This window comes from Neorhizobium sp. BT27B (assembly GCF_050455485.1).
In the GTDB taxonomy this organism is placed as follows: Bacteria; Pseudomonadota; Alphaproteobacteria; order Rhizobiales; family Rhizobiaceae; genus Neorhizobium.
Map to the genome: position 1 here is coordinate 187,612 of NZ_JBCIYT010000005.1, position 14,586 is coordinate 202,197.

Here is a 14,586-nt window from a genome sequence, read left to right on the forward strand (position 1 = left end):
CACATGACCAATACCAGCATTGCCGCACCCGCCGCGGCCACGGACGAACACGTCCCATCGAAGCGGATATTTCTGACCGGAGGCAGTGGTTATGTCGGCCGCAACCTGATCCGGCATTTTGTCGCGCGTGGCGCAGACGTCGTCGCACTCGTTCGCAGCCAGCAGTCCGAGGAGAGTGTCCGGGCGCTGGGCGCAATTCCATGCCGGGGCGATATTCTTGTTGACGACCTCGCAACGGCAATGTCGGGTTGCGATAGCCTGATCCATGCGGCAGCCGATACCGGCCACGGACCGGCCACCGCCAGCCAGCAGCGTGTGAACGAGGATGGCACGCGGGCCGTCATGCAGGCCGCCCGTGCCGCGGGCATCCGCCGGGCGATCCATATCAGCACCGAATCCGTTCTGGCCACCGGCAGACCGCTGGTCGATGTGGATGAGAGCACGCCTCTGCCCGCGCGACCGGCGGGTGGTTACTCACGCAGCAAGGCCGCGGCCGAACGTATCGCTCTTGCATCCAACTCTGCGCAATTCGCCGTCGTCGTCTTGCGGCCCCGTTTCGTCTGGGGCCGTGATGATACGACAGCGCTTCCTGCCCTGACCGAAGCCGCCCGCTCGGGCAAGCTTGCCTGGATCGGCGGCGGTACATACCTTACCTCCACCACCCATATCGCCAACCTGTGCAGTGCCGTCGAACTGGCGCTCGCCAAAGGGCGCGGTGGCGAGGTCTATTTCATCTCGGATGGAGCACCCGTTGCATTCCGGACTTTCGTCTCGGCTCTACTGGAAACGCAGGGATTGGTGGCGCCGGAAAAATCCATTCCGCGCCCAGTGGTGAGGGCCATCGCGGCGATCGGCGATCTGCTTGCGGCAATCTCGATGGGACGCATCCACCCTCCCCTGACGCTGCAGTCCTATGCGACATCGGCCGTCGAAATTTCCCTGAACATCAGCAAGGCAGAACGGCAGCTCGGGTACAAACCGCTGATCTCGAGAGAACAGGGACTGAAAGAACTTCGCGCCGGTCAGCACTGGTAATCTTCAAGGCGGGGCGCATCATCGGGCTTTCCGACCTTGATCCAGCTGACCTTGCCGCGCAGGAAGGACAGCGCCGCATTCACGGCGGCCTGTCGTTCTTCCAGCCTTTTGATCTGCATCTGCAGAACATCGATCGTGCGTTCCGGCGAATGGGCGCCGGCGCGGTATTCCTCGTTGAGCGCCAGTATCTGCGCCAGCGAATATCCCAGTGTTTGCTGGAGACGGATCATACGCGCCGTCGTCACGTCGTCGGGACTGAACATCTGATACGGGTTCGAGCCGCCCTTGCTGCTGCGCTTAGGCTTCAGCAGCCCTTTGGTGATGTAGAAGCGGATCGTATCGATCGGAAGTTCGGTGGCTTTGGCAAATTCCGAAATCAGCATTTTTTGATCCTTGACCATGGAGTATGGTCAATACTTATAAGGCGTGCTTGTCGAAATATGGAGACCCGACATGACAAGCCAGATGATCACCATGCCCAAAGTTCAACTCGGCCATGATGGCCCGATGATCGGTGCCCAGGGACTGGGCTGCATGGGCATGAGCGAATTTTACGGACAGACGGACGAGGCCGAATCCCGCGCAACGCTTGAGCGGGCCGTTGAGCTTGGCATAAGCCTGTTCGATACCGCCGATATGTACGGGCTCGGTGCGAACGAGGAGTTTCTGGCGCCCTTCATCGCCAAGAATCGCGACAATATCGTCATTGCCACCAAATTTGGCTACACCCGCAGCCCGGAAAATCCGAACGACTGGAGCATCGACAATCGCCCCGAATTCATTCGCGCGGCCGTTGATCGCTCACTGAAACGACTCGGGGTCGATGTGATCGACCTCTATTATATGCACCGGCGGATCGACGCCGTTCCTCTGGAAGAGTCCATCGGAGCCATGGCCGAACTGGTGACAGCGGGAAAGGTGAGATGGCTCGGCCTTTCAGCGGTCAGCGCATCGGAATTGCGGGCGGCACACGCAATTCATCCAATCGCGGCGCTGCAATCCGAGTGGTCGATCTTCACCCGCGACATAGAAAAGGACGTGATACCGGCGGCGTCCGAACTTGGTGTGACGATCGTGCCCTATTCGCCGCTCGGTCGTGGCATGCTGACCGGCCAGACATTCGCCGGCGCATTGACGGATGACGACGCACGCCAGAACTTTCCGCGTTTCTCAGCCGAAAACCGCGAAGCAAACATGCAACTGGTCGCAAGGATCGAGGATATCGCATCCGCGAGGGGCATCACGCCGGCACAGGTGGCGCTTGCCTGGCTTTACGCGCAGTCCCGAAAGCTGAATGCGAAAACCGTCCCCATTCCCGGCACGCGAAAACGGAACCGCCTGCAGGAGAATGCAAGCGCTGCCACGATCATATTGTCTGACGAGGAGATGGCCGCACTGGAACCGCTGGCCGATGCGGTGCGCGGCATCGCGGTGTGATCTCCGCCTTGCGTCTGGGCATGCAGCCTATGTTTCGCCGGTGATCCAGACGCGAACCGTATCGAGCGCGTCCGACTTTCGATAACGTGGCCACACGAGATAGAAGTCGGACGGCCCGCGCAATGATCCGTCGAGGGCGCGCACGAGGCGCCCCTCGGCAATGTCGCGCGCGACGAAATCGCTGTTGGCGAGAACGATCCCCTGCCCGGCGATCGCCGCCTCGATGGCATGCGAGGTCTGACTGAAACTGATGCCCTTGAATGTCGTCTGCTCCCGGTGGCCGAACTGCAAATCGACGAATTCGGGCCAGAAATTGTGTGCATCGTGGAGCAGCATGTAATGGGCGAGCTGCTCGGCGTTTCCGGGCGTGCCGAGGTCGGAAAGCAGATGAGGGCTGCAGACCGCGATAATCTCCTGTTCGAAGAGAAGCTGATGCGCCAGTCCGGGTCCGAACGGTGGACGGCCGTATCGGACAGCAAGATCGACGCCATCCAGCTGAAAATTCGACATGCGCTCGGTCGCCAGAATATGAAGGTCGAGCTTGGGATGCCGAGCCGTGAAATCCTGCAGTCTCGGGATCAGCCATTTGGAGGCGAAGGTCGGCGTCGTGCTGATCGTCAGCTTCACCGGCTGCGGCCGAAGCTCGGTCGTCGCCTGCGAGATGATTTCGAGCGCGCGTCTGATGTCGGCGATATAACGCCTTCCCTCGCCGGTCAACACCAGCGTCCGCGGCAGGCGTTCGAACAAAGACACGCCGAGTTCGGCTTCCAATCCGCGAACCTGCTGGGCGACCGCGCCCTGCGTTACGCCGAGTTCCTCGGCCGCCAGCCGGAAATTGAGATGCCGCGCCGCCACTTCGAAGGCCTTGAGGCCATTGAGCGATGGGAGTTTTCCTAAAACGTCCATTTGTCGATAGTTTTTCTACTGATTGAGGCGCGGAGAACTCTCTCGTTTATGCGCAAAAACAAGGATATCCTGTTGTGGAAAATTCGGCAATCGAATGCCGCGGTAGAAAGGGATAGGAAAATGGCAGTAGAAAAAGTCGCAATCATCACGGCAGGCGGCAGTGGCATGGGGGCTGCGGCCGCAAAACGTCTGGCCGCCGATGGCTTCAAGGTCGCCATCCTGTCCTCTTCCGGAAAAGGCGAAGCCCTTGCCGAGGAACTGGGCGGCATCGGCATCACCGGCTCCAACCAGTCCAATGACGATCTCAAGCGACTGGTCGACACCACGATGGAGAAATGGGGCCGCATCGATGCGCTGGTCAACAGTGCCGGCCACGGCCCTCGCGCCCAGATCGTCGAGATCACCGACGAACAGTGGCATACCGGTCTCGATGTCTATCTGATGAATGTCATTCGCCCGGTGCGGCTGGTCACGCCGATCATGCAGGCGCAGAAATCTGGAGCGATCGTCAACATCTCCACCGCATGGGCATTCGAACCATCATCGATGTTCCCGACCTCGGCCGTGTTCCGCGCCGGTCTTGCCGCCTATTCCAAGATTTATGCCGACACCTATGCCGGTGACGGCATCCGCCTCAACAACGTGCTGCCCGGCTGGATCGACAGCCTGCCCGCCACCGAGGAACGTCGCGACAGCGTGCCGATGAAGCGCTACGGCACCAGTGCGGAAGTGGCGGCCACCATCTCCTTCCTCGTCTCGGAAGGGGCAGGTTACATCACCGGCCAGAACCTGCGCGTCGATGGCGGCATTACCCGGTCGATATGATCCGAAAGCGACACCGTGCGGCTCCATCCGATTGAAGAGCTGCACGGGTCGGTGGCAATAATGACCGGCTACTCGGCCGTTTCGGCCTCGCGCGCCAAAAGGTCGGCATATTCGTTTGCGGCGATGCCGGAATGGCCCTTGCACCAGCGCACAGAGACATCCGAATTGCGCTCCAGCAAATCATCGAGCTTCTGCCAGAGCAGCATGTCGGGGATGGCACGCCGCCTGGCGCGTGGATTGGGATTGACGCGTTTCCACCCGTTGTGGCGCCAGATTGCCCGCCAATGCCGGCAGCCCTCGACTACATGATGGGAATCGGTCCAGACCGTGACGTCGGCGCCGCGCACCTGGGCATCGACGAAGGACAGCGCCTGCAGCACCGCCAGAACCTCGAATGTGTTGTTGGTTTCCCCGGAGGCGACACCGTGGTGAGCGTGAAGCTGCTGTTCAGCCCGCATGACCACATAGGCCCATCCGCCCGATCGTGTCGCCGGGGTGAATGATCCATCCGTGTAGATATGCAATTCGCCAGCGATGTCGGATGCCATGAATTCTGCCTGTTTGATCAGGCTGGGCATAGCATGGTTGGCCAGGAATTTTTTTGAAATTTGCGGGAGGCCGCGGTCGGCGGCAATCGCCGAGTTTCCATTGCGCATGTCGCGCGTAGGGCATGCTTGCGGTCGGCCCGATCCATAACGGCCGGGCCGACCAGTATCAATTACAGAACAGTGACGTTTTCTGCTTTGGACTTGCCCGTCTTGCGGTCCTGGCCCACTTCGTAGCTGACCTTCTGGCCGTCCTGGAGCGAACCGCCGTATCCAACGGCCGAGATGTGAACAAAAACGTCCTGGCCGCCATCATCCGGAGTGATGAAGCCAAAGCCCTTGTCCTGAGCGAAAAATTTTACCGTACCAGTTGCCATAAGGTCCTCGTTGAGTGCTAGCGTACACCAAAGCATTAGCGTCCAAATCGGGACACGGCAACTTGCAGTGCAGATATCCCAGACCAATGCAGCAAAAATCGACACAAGTCGACTATATTTTCGCTTCGCCGCATCGGTATTTGCCCGCAGCATTCCAATCGACCGGCATGCCGCGCATATCAACCTGTTAAGATAGCTGTCTGACCTGGGTGATTCCTCTGATTTTCGACAGCGGTTCTAGAGCTGGTCCAGCAGGATATCCGCACCGCGAAAGCTTGGCGGATAAACTTCATAACGGGAGAAGCTGAAAATGCGCTTCGTTTCGTATGCGCGCAGAAAACCTTCATAACCCGGCGCGATGCGGGCGAGGTCGGTAAAGACGCTGCTTTCATTTTCTCCGTTTTCAGGAAGAAACGACGTGACGATGAGATCCGCATCGATTTCGCCGATGAGTTCGGCGCCGATCGTCATGCGGCTCTGACCGGTGGAAACAGCCTCGCTCAGGGCGATGCGCTTCATGCCAAGGTCATCGAGGACAGTGGTCAGCACGCCGTATTCCTTCAGAAGGGTGAGCGTGCCATCGCGACCATTGGTGAGAATGGCGGAATAGGTGCCAGACACGAAGGTTGCCGGCAGTTTTGATCGCGTCATGGCAATGCGCTTGTCGTAAGCAGCTTTCAGGGTTTCGAACTGTTCCGAGCGACCGATCCAGCCGGCATATTCGCGGTAGAGTTCGAACGGTGGCCGGCCATTCTCGGCGTCGAACATCAGGGTCGGCGCGATGCTCGACAACTGTTCCTGCAGAGCGTCGTAATCCCCGGCATTGGCGACGATGAGATCGGGCTTCAGGGAACGAATACGCTCGAGATCGGGCTTGCCATGGATCGACGCAAGCTCGATCTGGCTGAAATCCAGCCCGAACAGTTCGCGACCGCCACGGATGAATGTACTGCCATCCGGCGCAAGCCGACCACTGCTGGCAATCAGCGGCGCGCCGAGCTCCCGCGTCATCACCGTCAAGGTCCAGTCATGCAGCGAGAGTATCCGTTGCGGCGCATCCGGCACCTCCACCACATGCCCTGAATGATCGGTGACCGTGCGTGCGGTGGCAGCGGTGGCGGCAAAACCAAGGACGGCCGCCAGAACGAAGGTGGCGAAGCGCATGTGGGAACTCCTAATATCGTGTGCGGGAAAGGCGGGCGGCAACGAGGAAGGTCAGCACCCCGGCAATGGAAACGAGAATGCCGGCCGGCACGATAACCGGCAGAAAAAGCGTGCGGCCGACGGTATCGGCGGTGAGCAGGATGAGGGCACCGCACAGCATGGCGACCGGCACGACCGCAGTCGGGCGTTCACCGACAAGCCTGCGGGAGATATGGCCGGCGATCAGGCCGAGAAACGATATGGGACCGACGGCCGCCACCACCGGCGCCACCAGCGCCGCGGCAAGCAGGGTGAGACCGAGCGACAGCCGCCGCGGTGACGCGCCAAGGCCAGCCGCCTGCTCATGCCCGAGCAGAAGCGGCATCATTCGCCCCGAAACCAGCAGGCAGAGCGGCAGCAATATCGCCGCCCACAGAGCCATCATGCCCGTACTGGCAGGAGATGCAGCCGTCAGCGAGCCGTGTGACCACGCCAGCAGCCGGGCAAATTGCAGCATGCCGCCCTGCACCATGACGATCTCTATCGCGGCGCCAAGCACGATACCGACGGCGAGGCCGACCAGAATAAGTCCGGTTGCGGAAGCGAGGCGATAGGCGAGCGTCAGAACGATCGCGGCGGTCAGAAACCCGCCCAGCAGACCGACCCAGGCAAGCCATGCCGGCGACAGGCCGAACAACGCACCACCAAGGATGATCGCCGCCATGCTGCCCTGCGATATGCCGAGCAGGCCGGGATCGGCCAGACCATTGCGGGCAACCACCTGCAACAGATAACCCGAGACCGAAACCATGGCACCGCCAAGAATGGCCACGGCAATGCGCGGCCAGCGCAACCGCATGATCGAGGCGGTTTCCGGCTCCGTGGTTGTGAATGGGGCAAGCCAGTGCAGTACCTGCCCCAGGCTGATCGCGGTGGAACCGAGCTGGAGCGATATCAATGCGGCGAGAGCCAGGACAAGGCCGAGACCGAGGATAACGGCTGAAGATCTCAGCGCGATGGGCAGGTGCACGACACGGCCGATGCGGATGACGAATGCTGCTTTACGTATCGAAGGAAGCCGCATCAGGCCGCCCGCCGCCGCAAGGTGGTGAGGATGATGGCAAGGAATGCGACGCCGCCGCACAGCGCCATCACCGTTCCGACCTGCAGGAGTTGCGGGGCAAGCAGCGTGCGCGCGGCCATATCGGCCGCAATGACGATGACGGCACCGGTCAGAGCGCAAAACACCATCGTGCTCCGGCCCGTTTCACCAAGCAGAAGGCGCGCGACATGCGGCGCGATCAGCCCCACGAAACCGATCGGTCCGACAACACAGACGGCGGAGATGGCAAGCGGAATGGCGAGCGCCAATGCCCCGCCGCGCACGAAGCGTGGATCGGCGCCCAGTGTCGCGGCCTGTTCGGTGCCGAGCGTCAGCAGGTCGATCGGCCGGCATAACGCGAGCGCCATACCGATGCCCAGCAAACCGACGGGCCACAGATAGATAAGCGGCTGATAGTCGAAATTGCCGATGTCACCGACCAGCCAGCCCAGCAGTTTTCCAAACCGATCCGGATCGATCGAGATCACGAAGGTTGTGGCCGACGAAAACAATGTGGCGGTCATGGCGCCACCAAGAATGAGCGACAACGGATCCCGCGCGCCCTGGCGAACCAGACCCGCGGCGAGAAATGTTACCGCGACGGCAAAAACACCGCCCAGCAGGGCCGGCCAGAACAGCGCCGCGCCATCGAGGCCGAACGCATAGATGCCGAGCACGACAAACGTGACCGCGCCGCTATTGATGCCGAGTGTGGACGGAGAAACGAGATCGTTGCGCAACACCTTTTGCAGCAGCATGCCCGAAACGGCCAGAACCGCACCGGAATAACCGGCGACCAGCAGCCGTGTCAGCCGTTGCTTGACCACGACGACGTGCTGGTAGTTGCGCGGATCGTGGTTCAACAATGCATCCAGCACCACGCCCGGCGAGGCAAGGCGGGCGCCGGCCATCAGATGCAGGAGAGCAAGGGCGACCACCGCAACAGACAGCAAGGCAAGGCCGGAACCCGCCTTCATTTCCGTTCTCCGGCAGGCTGTCGTTTTTCGACCAATGCACTTTCCGGCAGGTGCACGACGGCGCGCCCAAAAGGCATTGCGACGGTGGAAATCCCGTAGACTTCAGCCACGTTTCCGGTGGTGAGAACATCTGCCGGAGGGCCTTCAGCCACCACTTTTCCCTTCGCCATCAGGATGATGCGGTCGGCATAAAGGCTGGCATGGGTGAGATCGTGCAGGACGGCGATCACTGCGCGGCCTGATGCCGCCTGCATGCGCGCCGTTTCCAAAAGCGCATATTGGTATCGCAGATCGAGATGGTTGGTCGGCTCGTCGAGAAGCAGAATGCCGGCATCCTGTGCCAGCGTCATTGCCATGCGGCAACGCTGCAACTGACCGCCCGAAAGTTCCCCTACGCGGCGCTCGGCAAGGTCGCAAACCTCCATGATATCCATGGCCGTCTGCACATGCCGCAGATCCTCCGGCGAACCACTGCTGAGCCAGCCCTCATGGGCAAAGCGGCCCATGCCCACCAGATCGCGCACGACCATGCCTTCCGGCGCCTCGTTGGACTGCGCCAGCATGGAAAGTTTTCGGGCGAGTTTTTTGCGCGATGTTCCCGCGAGTGGCGCGCCCTCGACCAGAACTGCGCCCTGGCTCGGCTGAAGCAAGCCCGCCATCACTTTCAAAAGCGTGCTCTTGCCACAGCCGTTCGGCCCGACCACCGCCACGAACTGACCACGGGCAAAGTCGAGCGAGATGGCGTCCAGCACGGCGCGACGGCCATAGCTGAACCCGACATCTTTCAGTGACAGGGCCAGTGCGCCCTGCCCGTTTTGCGGCGCGGCGGCAATCAAAGTCAGAACGACGCCTTGAGCGCCGCCATGAAATTGATCGGCGCGCCGGCATGGTTTTCTGTACGGCTGGCGGTGCTTTCGATATAGCGCTGGTCGGTCAGATTGCGGCCGATAAGCGAGAAATCCAGATTGTCGTTGATCTTGTAGGAAACCGACGCATCGACGCGGTAATATCCGTCGACATAGAAACTGTTGTCCAAGTCGCCGGTGCGCTTGCCGACGGCGGTCACGCCGGTGCCGAGCTTCAGGCCTTCCAATGTTCCCGTCTGGAACTCGTAGGTCGTCCACAGGCTGCCGCTCCACCGAGGTGCGCCGACCAGCCGGTTGCCGACCTGATAGTTATCATCCTTGGTAATTTCCGCATCCACATAACCAAGCGAGGCAATGACCTGCCAGCCGTCAGTGATCTCGCCGGTAATATCGAGTTCGGCGCCGCGCGACCGCTGCTCACCTGTCAATATGGAGTAATCCTCGCCGGCGACATCGACAGCGACATTGCTCTTTGTGATCTGGAAGACGGAGAATGTCGCGGAAATCCTGTCGGTGAGGTCAGCCTTGATGCCCGCCTCGATCTGCCATCCTTCCTGAGCGTCAAGCGCCGTATTTCCGACACCGAATCCATTCTGCGGCATGAAGCTGGTCGAGTAGCTCGTGTATAGCGATGTCGTGTTGGTCGGCTGATAGACGAGACCGATGCGGCCTGTCATGGCAGAGTCATTTGTTGCAGGTTCACCTGAGCCAACGCGGACACCCATTTCGCTTTCAAAGGTATCGTAGCGCAAGCCGCCGAGCAGTTTCCACTGGTCGCTGATATCGATCTGGTCCTGAAGGTATACGGAGGTTGCCACGATGTCCTGGATGTATTCCAGCGCGCCGGAGGTCGCCGGCAGCATGGGCGCACCATAGACCGGGTCATAGATGTTGATGGGAGCGACACTCGCGCGTCGACGCCAGAAATCCATCCGTGAATGCACACGCTCGACACCAGCCAGAACAGTGTGCCCGATATTGCCGGTGTCGAAGGTCATGATGCCCTCGAACTGGCCATTGAAGTTCTGCATGTCCTCGATGCGGTCGGTATAACGCCGGGTCATCAGGCTGCTGTCGTCTTCGTCCAGCCCCTCAAAATCGATGCCGGTATCGTGGGTAAGAGCAGCATCATAACGCACACTGCCTCGAAACTTCAGCCAGTCCAGCGCTTGGTGTTCGGCCGTCAGAGCGACGCGGGTCTTGTGGCTATCCACCATTGACCAACGTTCGCCGAGGAAACGTTCCGCCGGCCAATTGATCTCGTTGTCTTCCGTGACGATCAGACCTCGGTCGTAAGGCTGCTCCTGACGCGTATGATCAACGCTGAGCGAGACCTTCGTGTCCTCGTCCGGCGCCCATTCCAGCACCCCACCAATATACTGACGTTCGCTGTCGCGCCGCTCGTCGACAAATCCCTCTTCCCGCTGAGCTGCACCGGTAACACGGCCGGTCAACGTGCCATCTTCATTGAGGGCACCGCTGGCAGTGGCTTCGGCGCGACGAAAACCAAAACTGCCGACCTGGGTTTTCACTTCCGCTGTCGGAGTGGGTGTGGGGCGGCGGGTGACGAGGTTGATCAGGCCGCCGGGCTCGCCGCGACCGTAAAGAACCGAGGCAGGGCCCTTCAGCACCTCGACGCGCTCGATGCCGGCGAGATCAGGATTGACCTCTGGACGGCTGCCGGTGGCATTGAGGACCGAGCCGTCGATGGCATACGTGTTGGAGGCAAAGCCACGGGTAATATAGGTGGCGGCGCGGTTGCCGGCGGTGGAGCTTTCACGCACGTTGGACACATTTTCGAGCGCTTGCGTCAGCGACGTCGCCTGCTGGTCCTCGATCACGCTGCGCTTGACCACCTGGATGGACTGCGGCACGTCGCGCAATGGCGTATCGGTCTTGGTGCCGACGCTGCTGTCGCCGGCCACATAGCTGCGACCGGATTCGCCTTCGACAACGATGGCACCGAGCACGGTAGTGCCGTCTGCCGAAACGGCGCCGGTTACTGCCGGCGGTGCGATGATGGTGACGGTATCGTTTGCACCAAAACGGAAGGTCAGTCCGGTGCCGGACAGCAATTGCTGCAAGGCCTGCTGCTCCGACAGACGGCCGGCAACGGCCTTGCTGCGGGCATTGCCCGGCAATGTGCCATCATAAACGACGCTGAAGCCGGTCAGGGCAGAAAAGCGCACCAGAGCGGAGGCGACGTTTTGGGCGGGAATGCGAAACTCGTGGGTGCGAACCGTTTCCTGAGCCTGCGCCACAGCGACAACCGCAAACATGCTCGTCGTCGTCATCAGGGTAAAGCCAAGTCCGAGCCCGGCCAACCGGCCGCCGATTTTTTCCAACATATCCCATGCCCCTCAAGATCGTTCATTGCGGGCCTGATCAGCGCCGCTCAGTCCCCATACGATCTGGAAACACGAAAACCTGAGTTCCTAAGACAAATATTTTAAAAAAATTCTGGCGGCGAGTTGCACGATTGCCGAACAGGCGATCGCCGCCGCCGGCAGGGCTAAATTCCGGCGCCTTCGGCCACACGCGACATCGCGGTCATGGAGGGCGCCACACGTTTCGGTTTGGCAATCGAAGCGTTTCCGGGACAGTTCTCGACAAGATCCGCGATCGAATAACAGTCCAGAAAATCATGAACCGCCGTGCTGGCATCGACGAGAACGGAGACCAGAGATCTCTCCATTGTTTCAGATGCGCACGGCGCCGGCTGAAAACTGGCCGGCTGCATGGTCCTGACAATGTCGCCGAGCAGGAGTTGATCAGCATCCACTGCCAGGCTCAAACCGCCTCCCCGTCCGCGACGCGTCTCTATCCATCCAGCCCGCACCATGGCCTTCAGCACCTGCGCCGCGTGATCCTTCGTGGTGTGAGCCTCGGCGGCGGCAAACTGTGTGTCGATCAGCCTGCCGCCTCTGGCACAGGAGATGAGGATGCTGATGGCAATTTCCGTCTGGCGGGTCAGCCGCATGTAAGCTCTCCTCTTTTCAAAATTGCGCAGGCGACCTAAACGGCCGCCCCACCCAAAATTCCGCCATCCCTGACCGGTTTGCCGATCTGTATGCGCGATACTTTTTTCATCGCCTTCGGTGTCGTGCCGAACTGTTTGCGGAAGGCGGCGGCAAAGTGGCCGAGATTGGTGTATCCGACCTGGTTTGCGACCGTCGTCACCGACTGTTCACCCTTCATCAGGGCGCTGCGCGCGGCAATCATCCGGCGTTCCTTCAGATAACCGAACGGGGTGTTGTCAAAGAGCATTTTAAAGCCCTTTTTCAGCTTGAAGTCGTTGATCCCGACCTCATGCGCCAATGCGATCAGTGACGGCGGATCACTGAGATTTTCGCTCAGAATGTCGCGCGCACGCTTCAGCCGCTCCACATCCGCCGGTGTCAGCCGGCAATCGCAGTTTTCGATGCTGAGGCGTTCCAGTCCAAGCGCCACCAGTTCATAGGTCTTGCTGGTGAGGAAAAGCGAGCGCAGGGAGATGCCGACCGGTGCGGCCGACATCTGGTGCAATACCGACTGGATCGACGCGCAGGACGGGATCTCGCGATAGACCCTTTCCGAGGGATCGTTTTCGACAAACGACCGCAGCCCTTCCGGGCACAGCTCCGCAAAAACCTTGGTCATGTAGACGCGCGGCAATTCCACGAAGACCGCCGATAATTTCTCGGTGGCGGACAATATCGTGGGACCGAAGGCAAAACCTGCGGATAGCAGGCCCGCATCTCCCGCTCCGAGAACGACGCGGCCCTGCGGCACCTTGGCGGCAAGACTGACCGTGCCGGCCGCAACGAAAACCATGGTCAGCGCATGACGGCGCAATGGCAGAGGAAACTTGCAATCCTCGGCAACCTCGCCTTTGACCACCGTGAGCTTGATCCCATGATCGAGTTGCATGATTTCGGCGCTCAGGCCGTCTTCCGTCTCGTTATCAAGACCCGCGACATGAATGTCGTCAAACTGTCTGATCTGTTGTTTCATGAAACACCCGATGCTGGCTGGAAACCTTGGACAGTGACTTTCCTCTTGCATTGAAATCTGCACGCGATCAGCCGCGTGCCTGTACGGCTGCCTGATGTACGGCTGTTTGAAAGGTGTTGACGGCAACATCATCGCACGGCGCGGACTGCGGGCTTGCGCGATAAAGCCGGATGGCGAGCAACCCGGCGACCACGGCCAGCACGGCAGCGATTGCCACCATTACCGGATAGCCGGCAGCCCCTGCCACCTGAAGAGCAACCGTGCCCGACAGGAAACCCATAAAACTGTAGAGACTGTACTGGACGGTAAAATCCGTTCCCTCACTGCCGGTGGCGGTGCGGTCCATCATGATCGTCAGCATGACGGTGGCGACCGGATTGTAGATGAGGAAAACCAGCACCACGCCGGGCAGGATGACAGGCATTGTCGTTGCGCCGTAGGCCAGCGGCAATACGCTGAGAATGATGGCGGCCTGGATGAAGGCGGCGGCGACAAGGATCGGCCGGCGACCGAATTTCCGGATCAGGACGCCGGTTGCGGCGACCGCCGCAAGACCGACCAGCGACCCAACGATATTGAGTGTGAAGCCCACCGCCTCCAGAGACCAGCCGATATCGACCAGCATCGGGCTGAGCATGGCAAAGATCATGCCCACGCCGAGCGGAACGATCATCATCAACAATGCCCAGGTGCCCATGCCCGGCTCGCGCCAGATGCGCCAGATACGGGAATACGGCACGCGCTGCTGCGTGATTTTCTCTGTAGATGGTTCACGGAAAAACAGGATCTGGGCGAGGCATATGCCAACCACTGCGGCCATCAGAAGGAAGCAGCCGGCCCAGCCGATGTGGGCGTAAAGCGCAAGCGTTGCGCCGCCACCGAGCATGATGCCGACCAGGCCGCCTGCGACCTGAATACTGTTGCCGATGCCGCGATTTTCAGGCGTCAGCAGGCGGCATGTGATGGCATCCGTGGCGATATCCTGCGTGGCAGAAAACACGGTCAGGATAAGGCCGAGGATGACGAGCAGCGGAAAGTTGGCCAGACCATCGATCTGGCTGACAAGCAGCAGCATGCCGACCATTGCCGTCTGCATGGCAATCAGCCAGCCGCGATAGTGGCCGAGACGTCCGAAGGACACACGATCGACAAGCGGCGCCCAGAGGATTTTGAACACCCAGACGAAGCCCAGCAGATAAAGCGCGCCGATTTCCTCGAGCGTCTTGCCCTGCGCCCGCAGAATTGCCGGCAAGCCCATGAAGAAGAACGAGACCGGAAGGAACTGGGTCACGTACAGGCTGGCAATCAGTATCCAATGGGCTGGCTTCATGGGGTATGCTTCTCCTTGGGAGTGGCCGGCAATTCGCTGCCGGCCATTTT

The 14,586-nt window shown here is 60.4% G+C and carries 15 protein-coding genes; 3 read left to right on the plus strand and 12 right to left on the minus strand.

The annotated features are described in order from the left end of the window. The first annotated feature begins 3 nt into the window (after nucleotides 1–3). On the plus strand, nucleotides 4–1,035 hold the full coding sequence (locus AAIH70_RS15195) for an NAD-dependent epimerase/dehydratase family protein (protein WP_132274130.1): 1,032 nt from the start codon (nucleotides 4–6) through the stop codon (nucleotides 1,033–1,035). Here AAIH70_RS15195 and AAIH70_RS15200 read toward each other — a convergent pair. Continuing rightward, nucleotides 1,023–1,418 carry a MerR family transcriptional regulator gene (locus AAIH70_RS15200; protein ID WP_132274133.1) on the minus strand — a complete coding sequence of 132 codons (396 nt, stop codon included), beginning with the start codon at nucleotides 1,416–1,418 and terminating at the stop codon, nucleotides 1,023–1,025. The genes AAIH70_RS15195 and AAIH70_RS15200 overlap by 13 nt on opposite strands. Before the next feature lie 70 nt (nucleotides 1,419–1,488). Between AAIH70_RS15200 and AAIH70_RS15205 the strand changes: the two genes are divergently transcribed. After that, nucleotides 1,489–2,472, plus strand: coding sequence for an aldo/keto reductase (locus AAIH70_RS15205; protein ID WP_132274136.1), 984 nt, complete (start codon nucleotides 1,489–1,491; stop codon nucleotides 2,470–2,472). 27 nt (nucleotides 2,473–2,499) lie between these two features. On the opposite strand, the gene AAIH70_RS15210 is transcribed toward AAIH70_RS15205, so the two are convergent. Then, nucleotides 2,500–3,378 (minus strand): LysR substrate-binding domain-containing protein, encoded by an 879-nt coding sequence (locus AAIH70_RS15210; protein ID WP_132274139.1) that lies wholly within the window; start codon nucleotides 3,376–3,378, stop codon nucleotides 2,500–2,502. 120 nt (nucleotides 3,379–3,498) lie between these two features. Here AAIH70_RS15210 and AAIH70_RS15215 point away from each other — a divergent pair, with 120 nt between their 5' ends. Next, a complete protein-coding gene (locus AAIH70_RS15215; RefSeq protein WP_132274142.1) occupies nucleotides 3,499–4,203 on the plus strand; it encodes an SDR family oxidoreductase in 705 nt (234 codons plus the stop codon). A 68-nt stretch (nucleotides 4,204–4,271) separates the two neighbouring features. Here the strand turns inward: AAIH70_RS15215 and AAIH70_RS15220 are convergent, their stop codons facing one another. The 10 genes from AAIH70_RS15220 to AAIH70_RS15265 form a co-directional block, all read right to left on the minus strand. After that, nucleotides 4,272–4,751: a ribonuclease H family protein gene (locus AAIH70_RS15220; protein WP_245519162.1), complete on the minus strand. Its 480-nt coding sequence runs from the start codon at nucleotides 4,749–4,751 to the stop codon at nucleotides 4,272–4,274. A 170-nt stretch (nucleotides 4,752–4,921) separates the two neighbouring features. Next, a complete protein-coding gene (locus AAIH70_RS15225; RefSeq protein WP_132274145.1) occupies nucleotides 4,922–5,125 on the minus strand; it encodes a cold-shock protein in 204 nt (67 codons plus the stop codon). A 237-nt stretch (nucleotides 5,126–5,362) separates the two neighbouring features. Beyond that, a complete protein-coding gene (locus tag AAIH70_RS15230) occupies nucleotides 5,363–6,289 on the minus strand; it encodes an ABC transporter substrate-binding protein (protein WP_132274148.1) in 927 nt (308 codons plus the stop codon). A 10-nt stretch (nucleotides 6,290–6,299) separates the two neighbouring features. Continuing rightward, on the minus strand, nucleotides 6,300–7,352 hold the full coding sequence (locus tag AAIH70_RS15235; RefSeq protein ID WP_132274151.1) for a FecCD family ABC transporter permease: 1,053 nt from the start codon (nucleotides 7,350–7,352) through the stop codon (nucleotides 6,300–6,302). Next, a complete protein-coding gene (locus AAIH70_RS15240; RefSeq protein ID WP_132274153.1) occupies nucleotides 7,352–8,347 on the minus strand; it encodes a FecCD family ABC transporter permease in 996 nt (331 codons plus the stop codon). Before AAIH70_RS15240 ends, AAIH70_RS15235 begins: the two co-directional genes overlap by 1 nt. Further along, entirely contained in the window at nucleotides 8,344–9,183 is an 840-nt protein-coding gene (locus tag AAIH70_RS15245) for an ABC transporter ATP-binding protein (protein ID WP_165932023.1), read from the minus strand. The genes AAIH70_RS15240 and AAIH70_RS15245 overlap by 4 nt, the downstream gene beginning before the upstream one ends. Nucleotides 9,184–9,185: 2 nt before the next feature. Further along, nucleotides 9,186–11,561 carry a TonB-dependent siderophore receptor gene (locus tag AAIH70_RS15250; RefSeq protein WP_132274158.1) on the minus strand — a complete coding sequence of 792 codons (2,376 nt, stop codon included), beginning with the start codon at nucleotides 11,559–11,561 and terminating at the stop codon, nucleotides 9,186–9,188. A 164-nt stretch (nucleotides 11,562–11,725) separates the two neighbouring features. After that, nucleotides 11,726–12,193 (minus strand): RrF2 family transcriptional regulator, encoded by a 468-nt coding sequence (locus tag AAIH70_RS15255; RefSeq protein ID WP_132274161.1) that lies wholly within the window; start codon nucleotides 12,191–12,193, stop codon nucleotides 11,726–11,728. 35 nt (nucleotides 12,194–12,228) lie between these two features. Beyond that, nucleotides 12,229–13,206: a helix-turn-helix transcriptional regulator gene (locus tag AAIH70_RS15260; protein WP_165932024.1), complete on the minus strand. Its 978-nt coding sequence runs from the start codon at nucleotides 13,204–13,206 to the stop codon at nucleotides 12,229–12,231. 67 nt (nucleotides 13,207–13,273) lie between these two features. After that, the gene (locus AAIH70_RS15265) at nucleotides 13,274–14,536 is read right to left on the minus strand and encodes an MFS transporter (RefSeq protein WP_132274167.1); all 1,263 of its coding nucleotides are present in this window, start codon (nucleotides 14,534–14,536) and stop codon (nucleotides 13,274–13,276) included. Nucleotides 14,537–14,586 lie beyond the last annotated feature (50 nt).

Coding starts and splice junctions, on each gene's coding strand:
- AAIH70_RS15195 (WP_132274130.1), top strand. CDS start 4: ATGACCAATACCAGCATTGCCGCACCCGCCGCGGCCACGGACGAACAC.
- AAIH70_RS15200 (WP_132274133.1), bottom strand. CDS start 1,418: ATGCTGATTTCGGAATTTGCCAAAGCCACCGAACTTCCGATCGATACG.
- AAIH70_RS15205 (WP_132274136.1), top strand. CDS start 1,489: ATGACAAGCCAGATGATCACCATGCCCAAAGTTCAACTCGGCCATGAT.
- AAIH70_RS15210 (WP_132274139.1), bottom strand. CDS start 3,378: ATGGACGTTTTAGGAAAACTCCCATCGCTCAATGGCCTCAAGGCCTTC.
- AAIH70_RS15215 (WP_132274142.1), top strand. CDS start 3,499: ATGGCAGTAGAAAAAGTCGCAATCATCACGGCAGGCGGCAGTGGCATG.
- AAIH70_RS15220 (WP_245519162.1), bottom strand. CDS start 4,751: ATGGCATCCGACATCGCTGGCGAATTGCATATCTACACGGATGGATCA.
- AAIH70_RS15225 (WP_132274145.1), bottom strand. CDS start 5,125: ATGGCAACTGGTACGGTAAAATTTTTCGCTCAGGACAAGGGCTTTGGC.
- AAIH70_RS15230 (WP_132274148.1), bottom strand. CDS start 6,289: ATGCGCTTCGCCACCTTCGTTCTGGCGGCCGTCCTTGGTTTTGCCGCC.
- AAIH70_RS15235 (WP_132274151.1), bottom strand. CDS start 7,352: ATGCGGCTTCCTTCGATACGTAAAGCAGCATTCGTCATCCGCATCGGC.
- AAIH70_RS15240 (WP_132274153.1), bottom strand. CDS start 8,347: ATGAAGGCGGGTTCCGGCCTTGCCTTGCTGTCTGTTGCGGTGGTCGCC.
- AAIH70_RS15250 (WP_132274158.1), bottom strand. CDS start 11,561: ATGTTGGAAAAAATCGGCGGCCGGTTGGCCGGGCTCGGACTTGGCTTT.
- AAIH70_RS15255 (WP_132274161.1), bottom strand. CDS start 12,193: ATGCGGCTGACCCGCCAGACGGAAATTGCCATCAGCATCCTCATCTCC.
- AAIH70_RS15260 (WP_165932024.1), bottom strand. CDS start 13,206: ATGAAACAACAGATCAGACAGTTTGACGACATTCATGTCGCGGGTCTT.
- AAIH70_RS15265 (WP_132274167.1), bottom strand. CDS start 14,536: ATGAAGCCAGCCCATTGGATACTGATTGCCAGCCTGTACGTGACCCAG.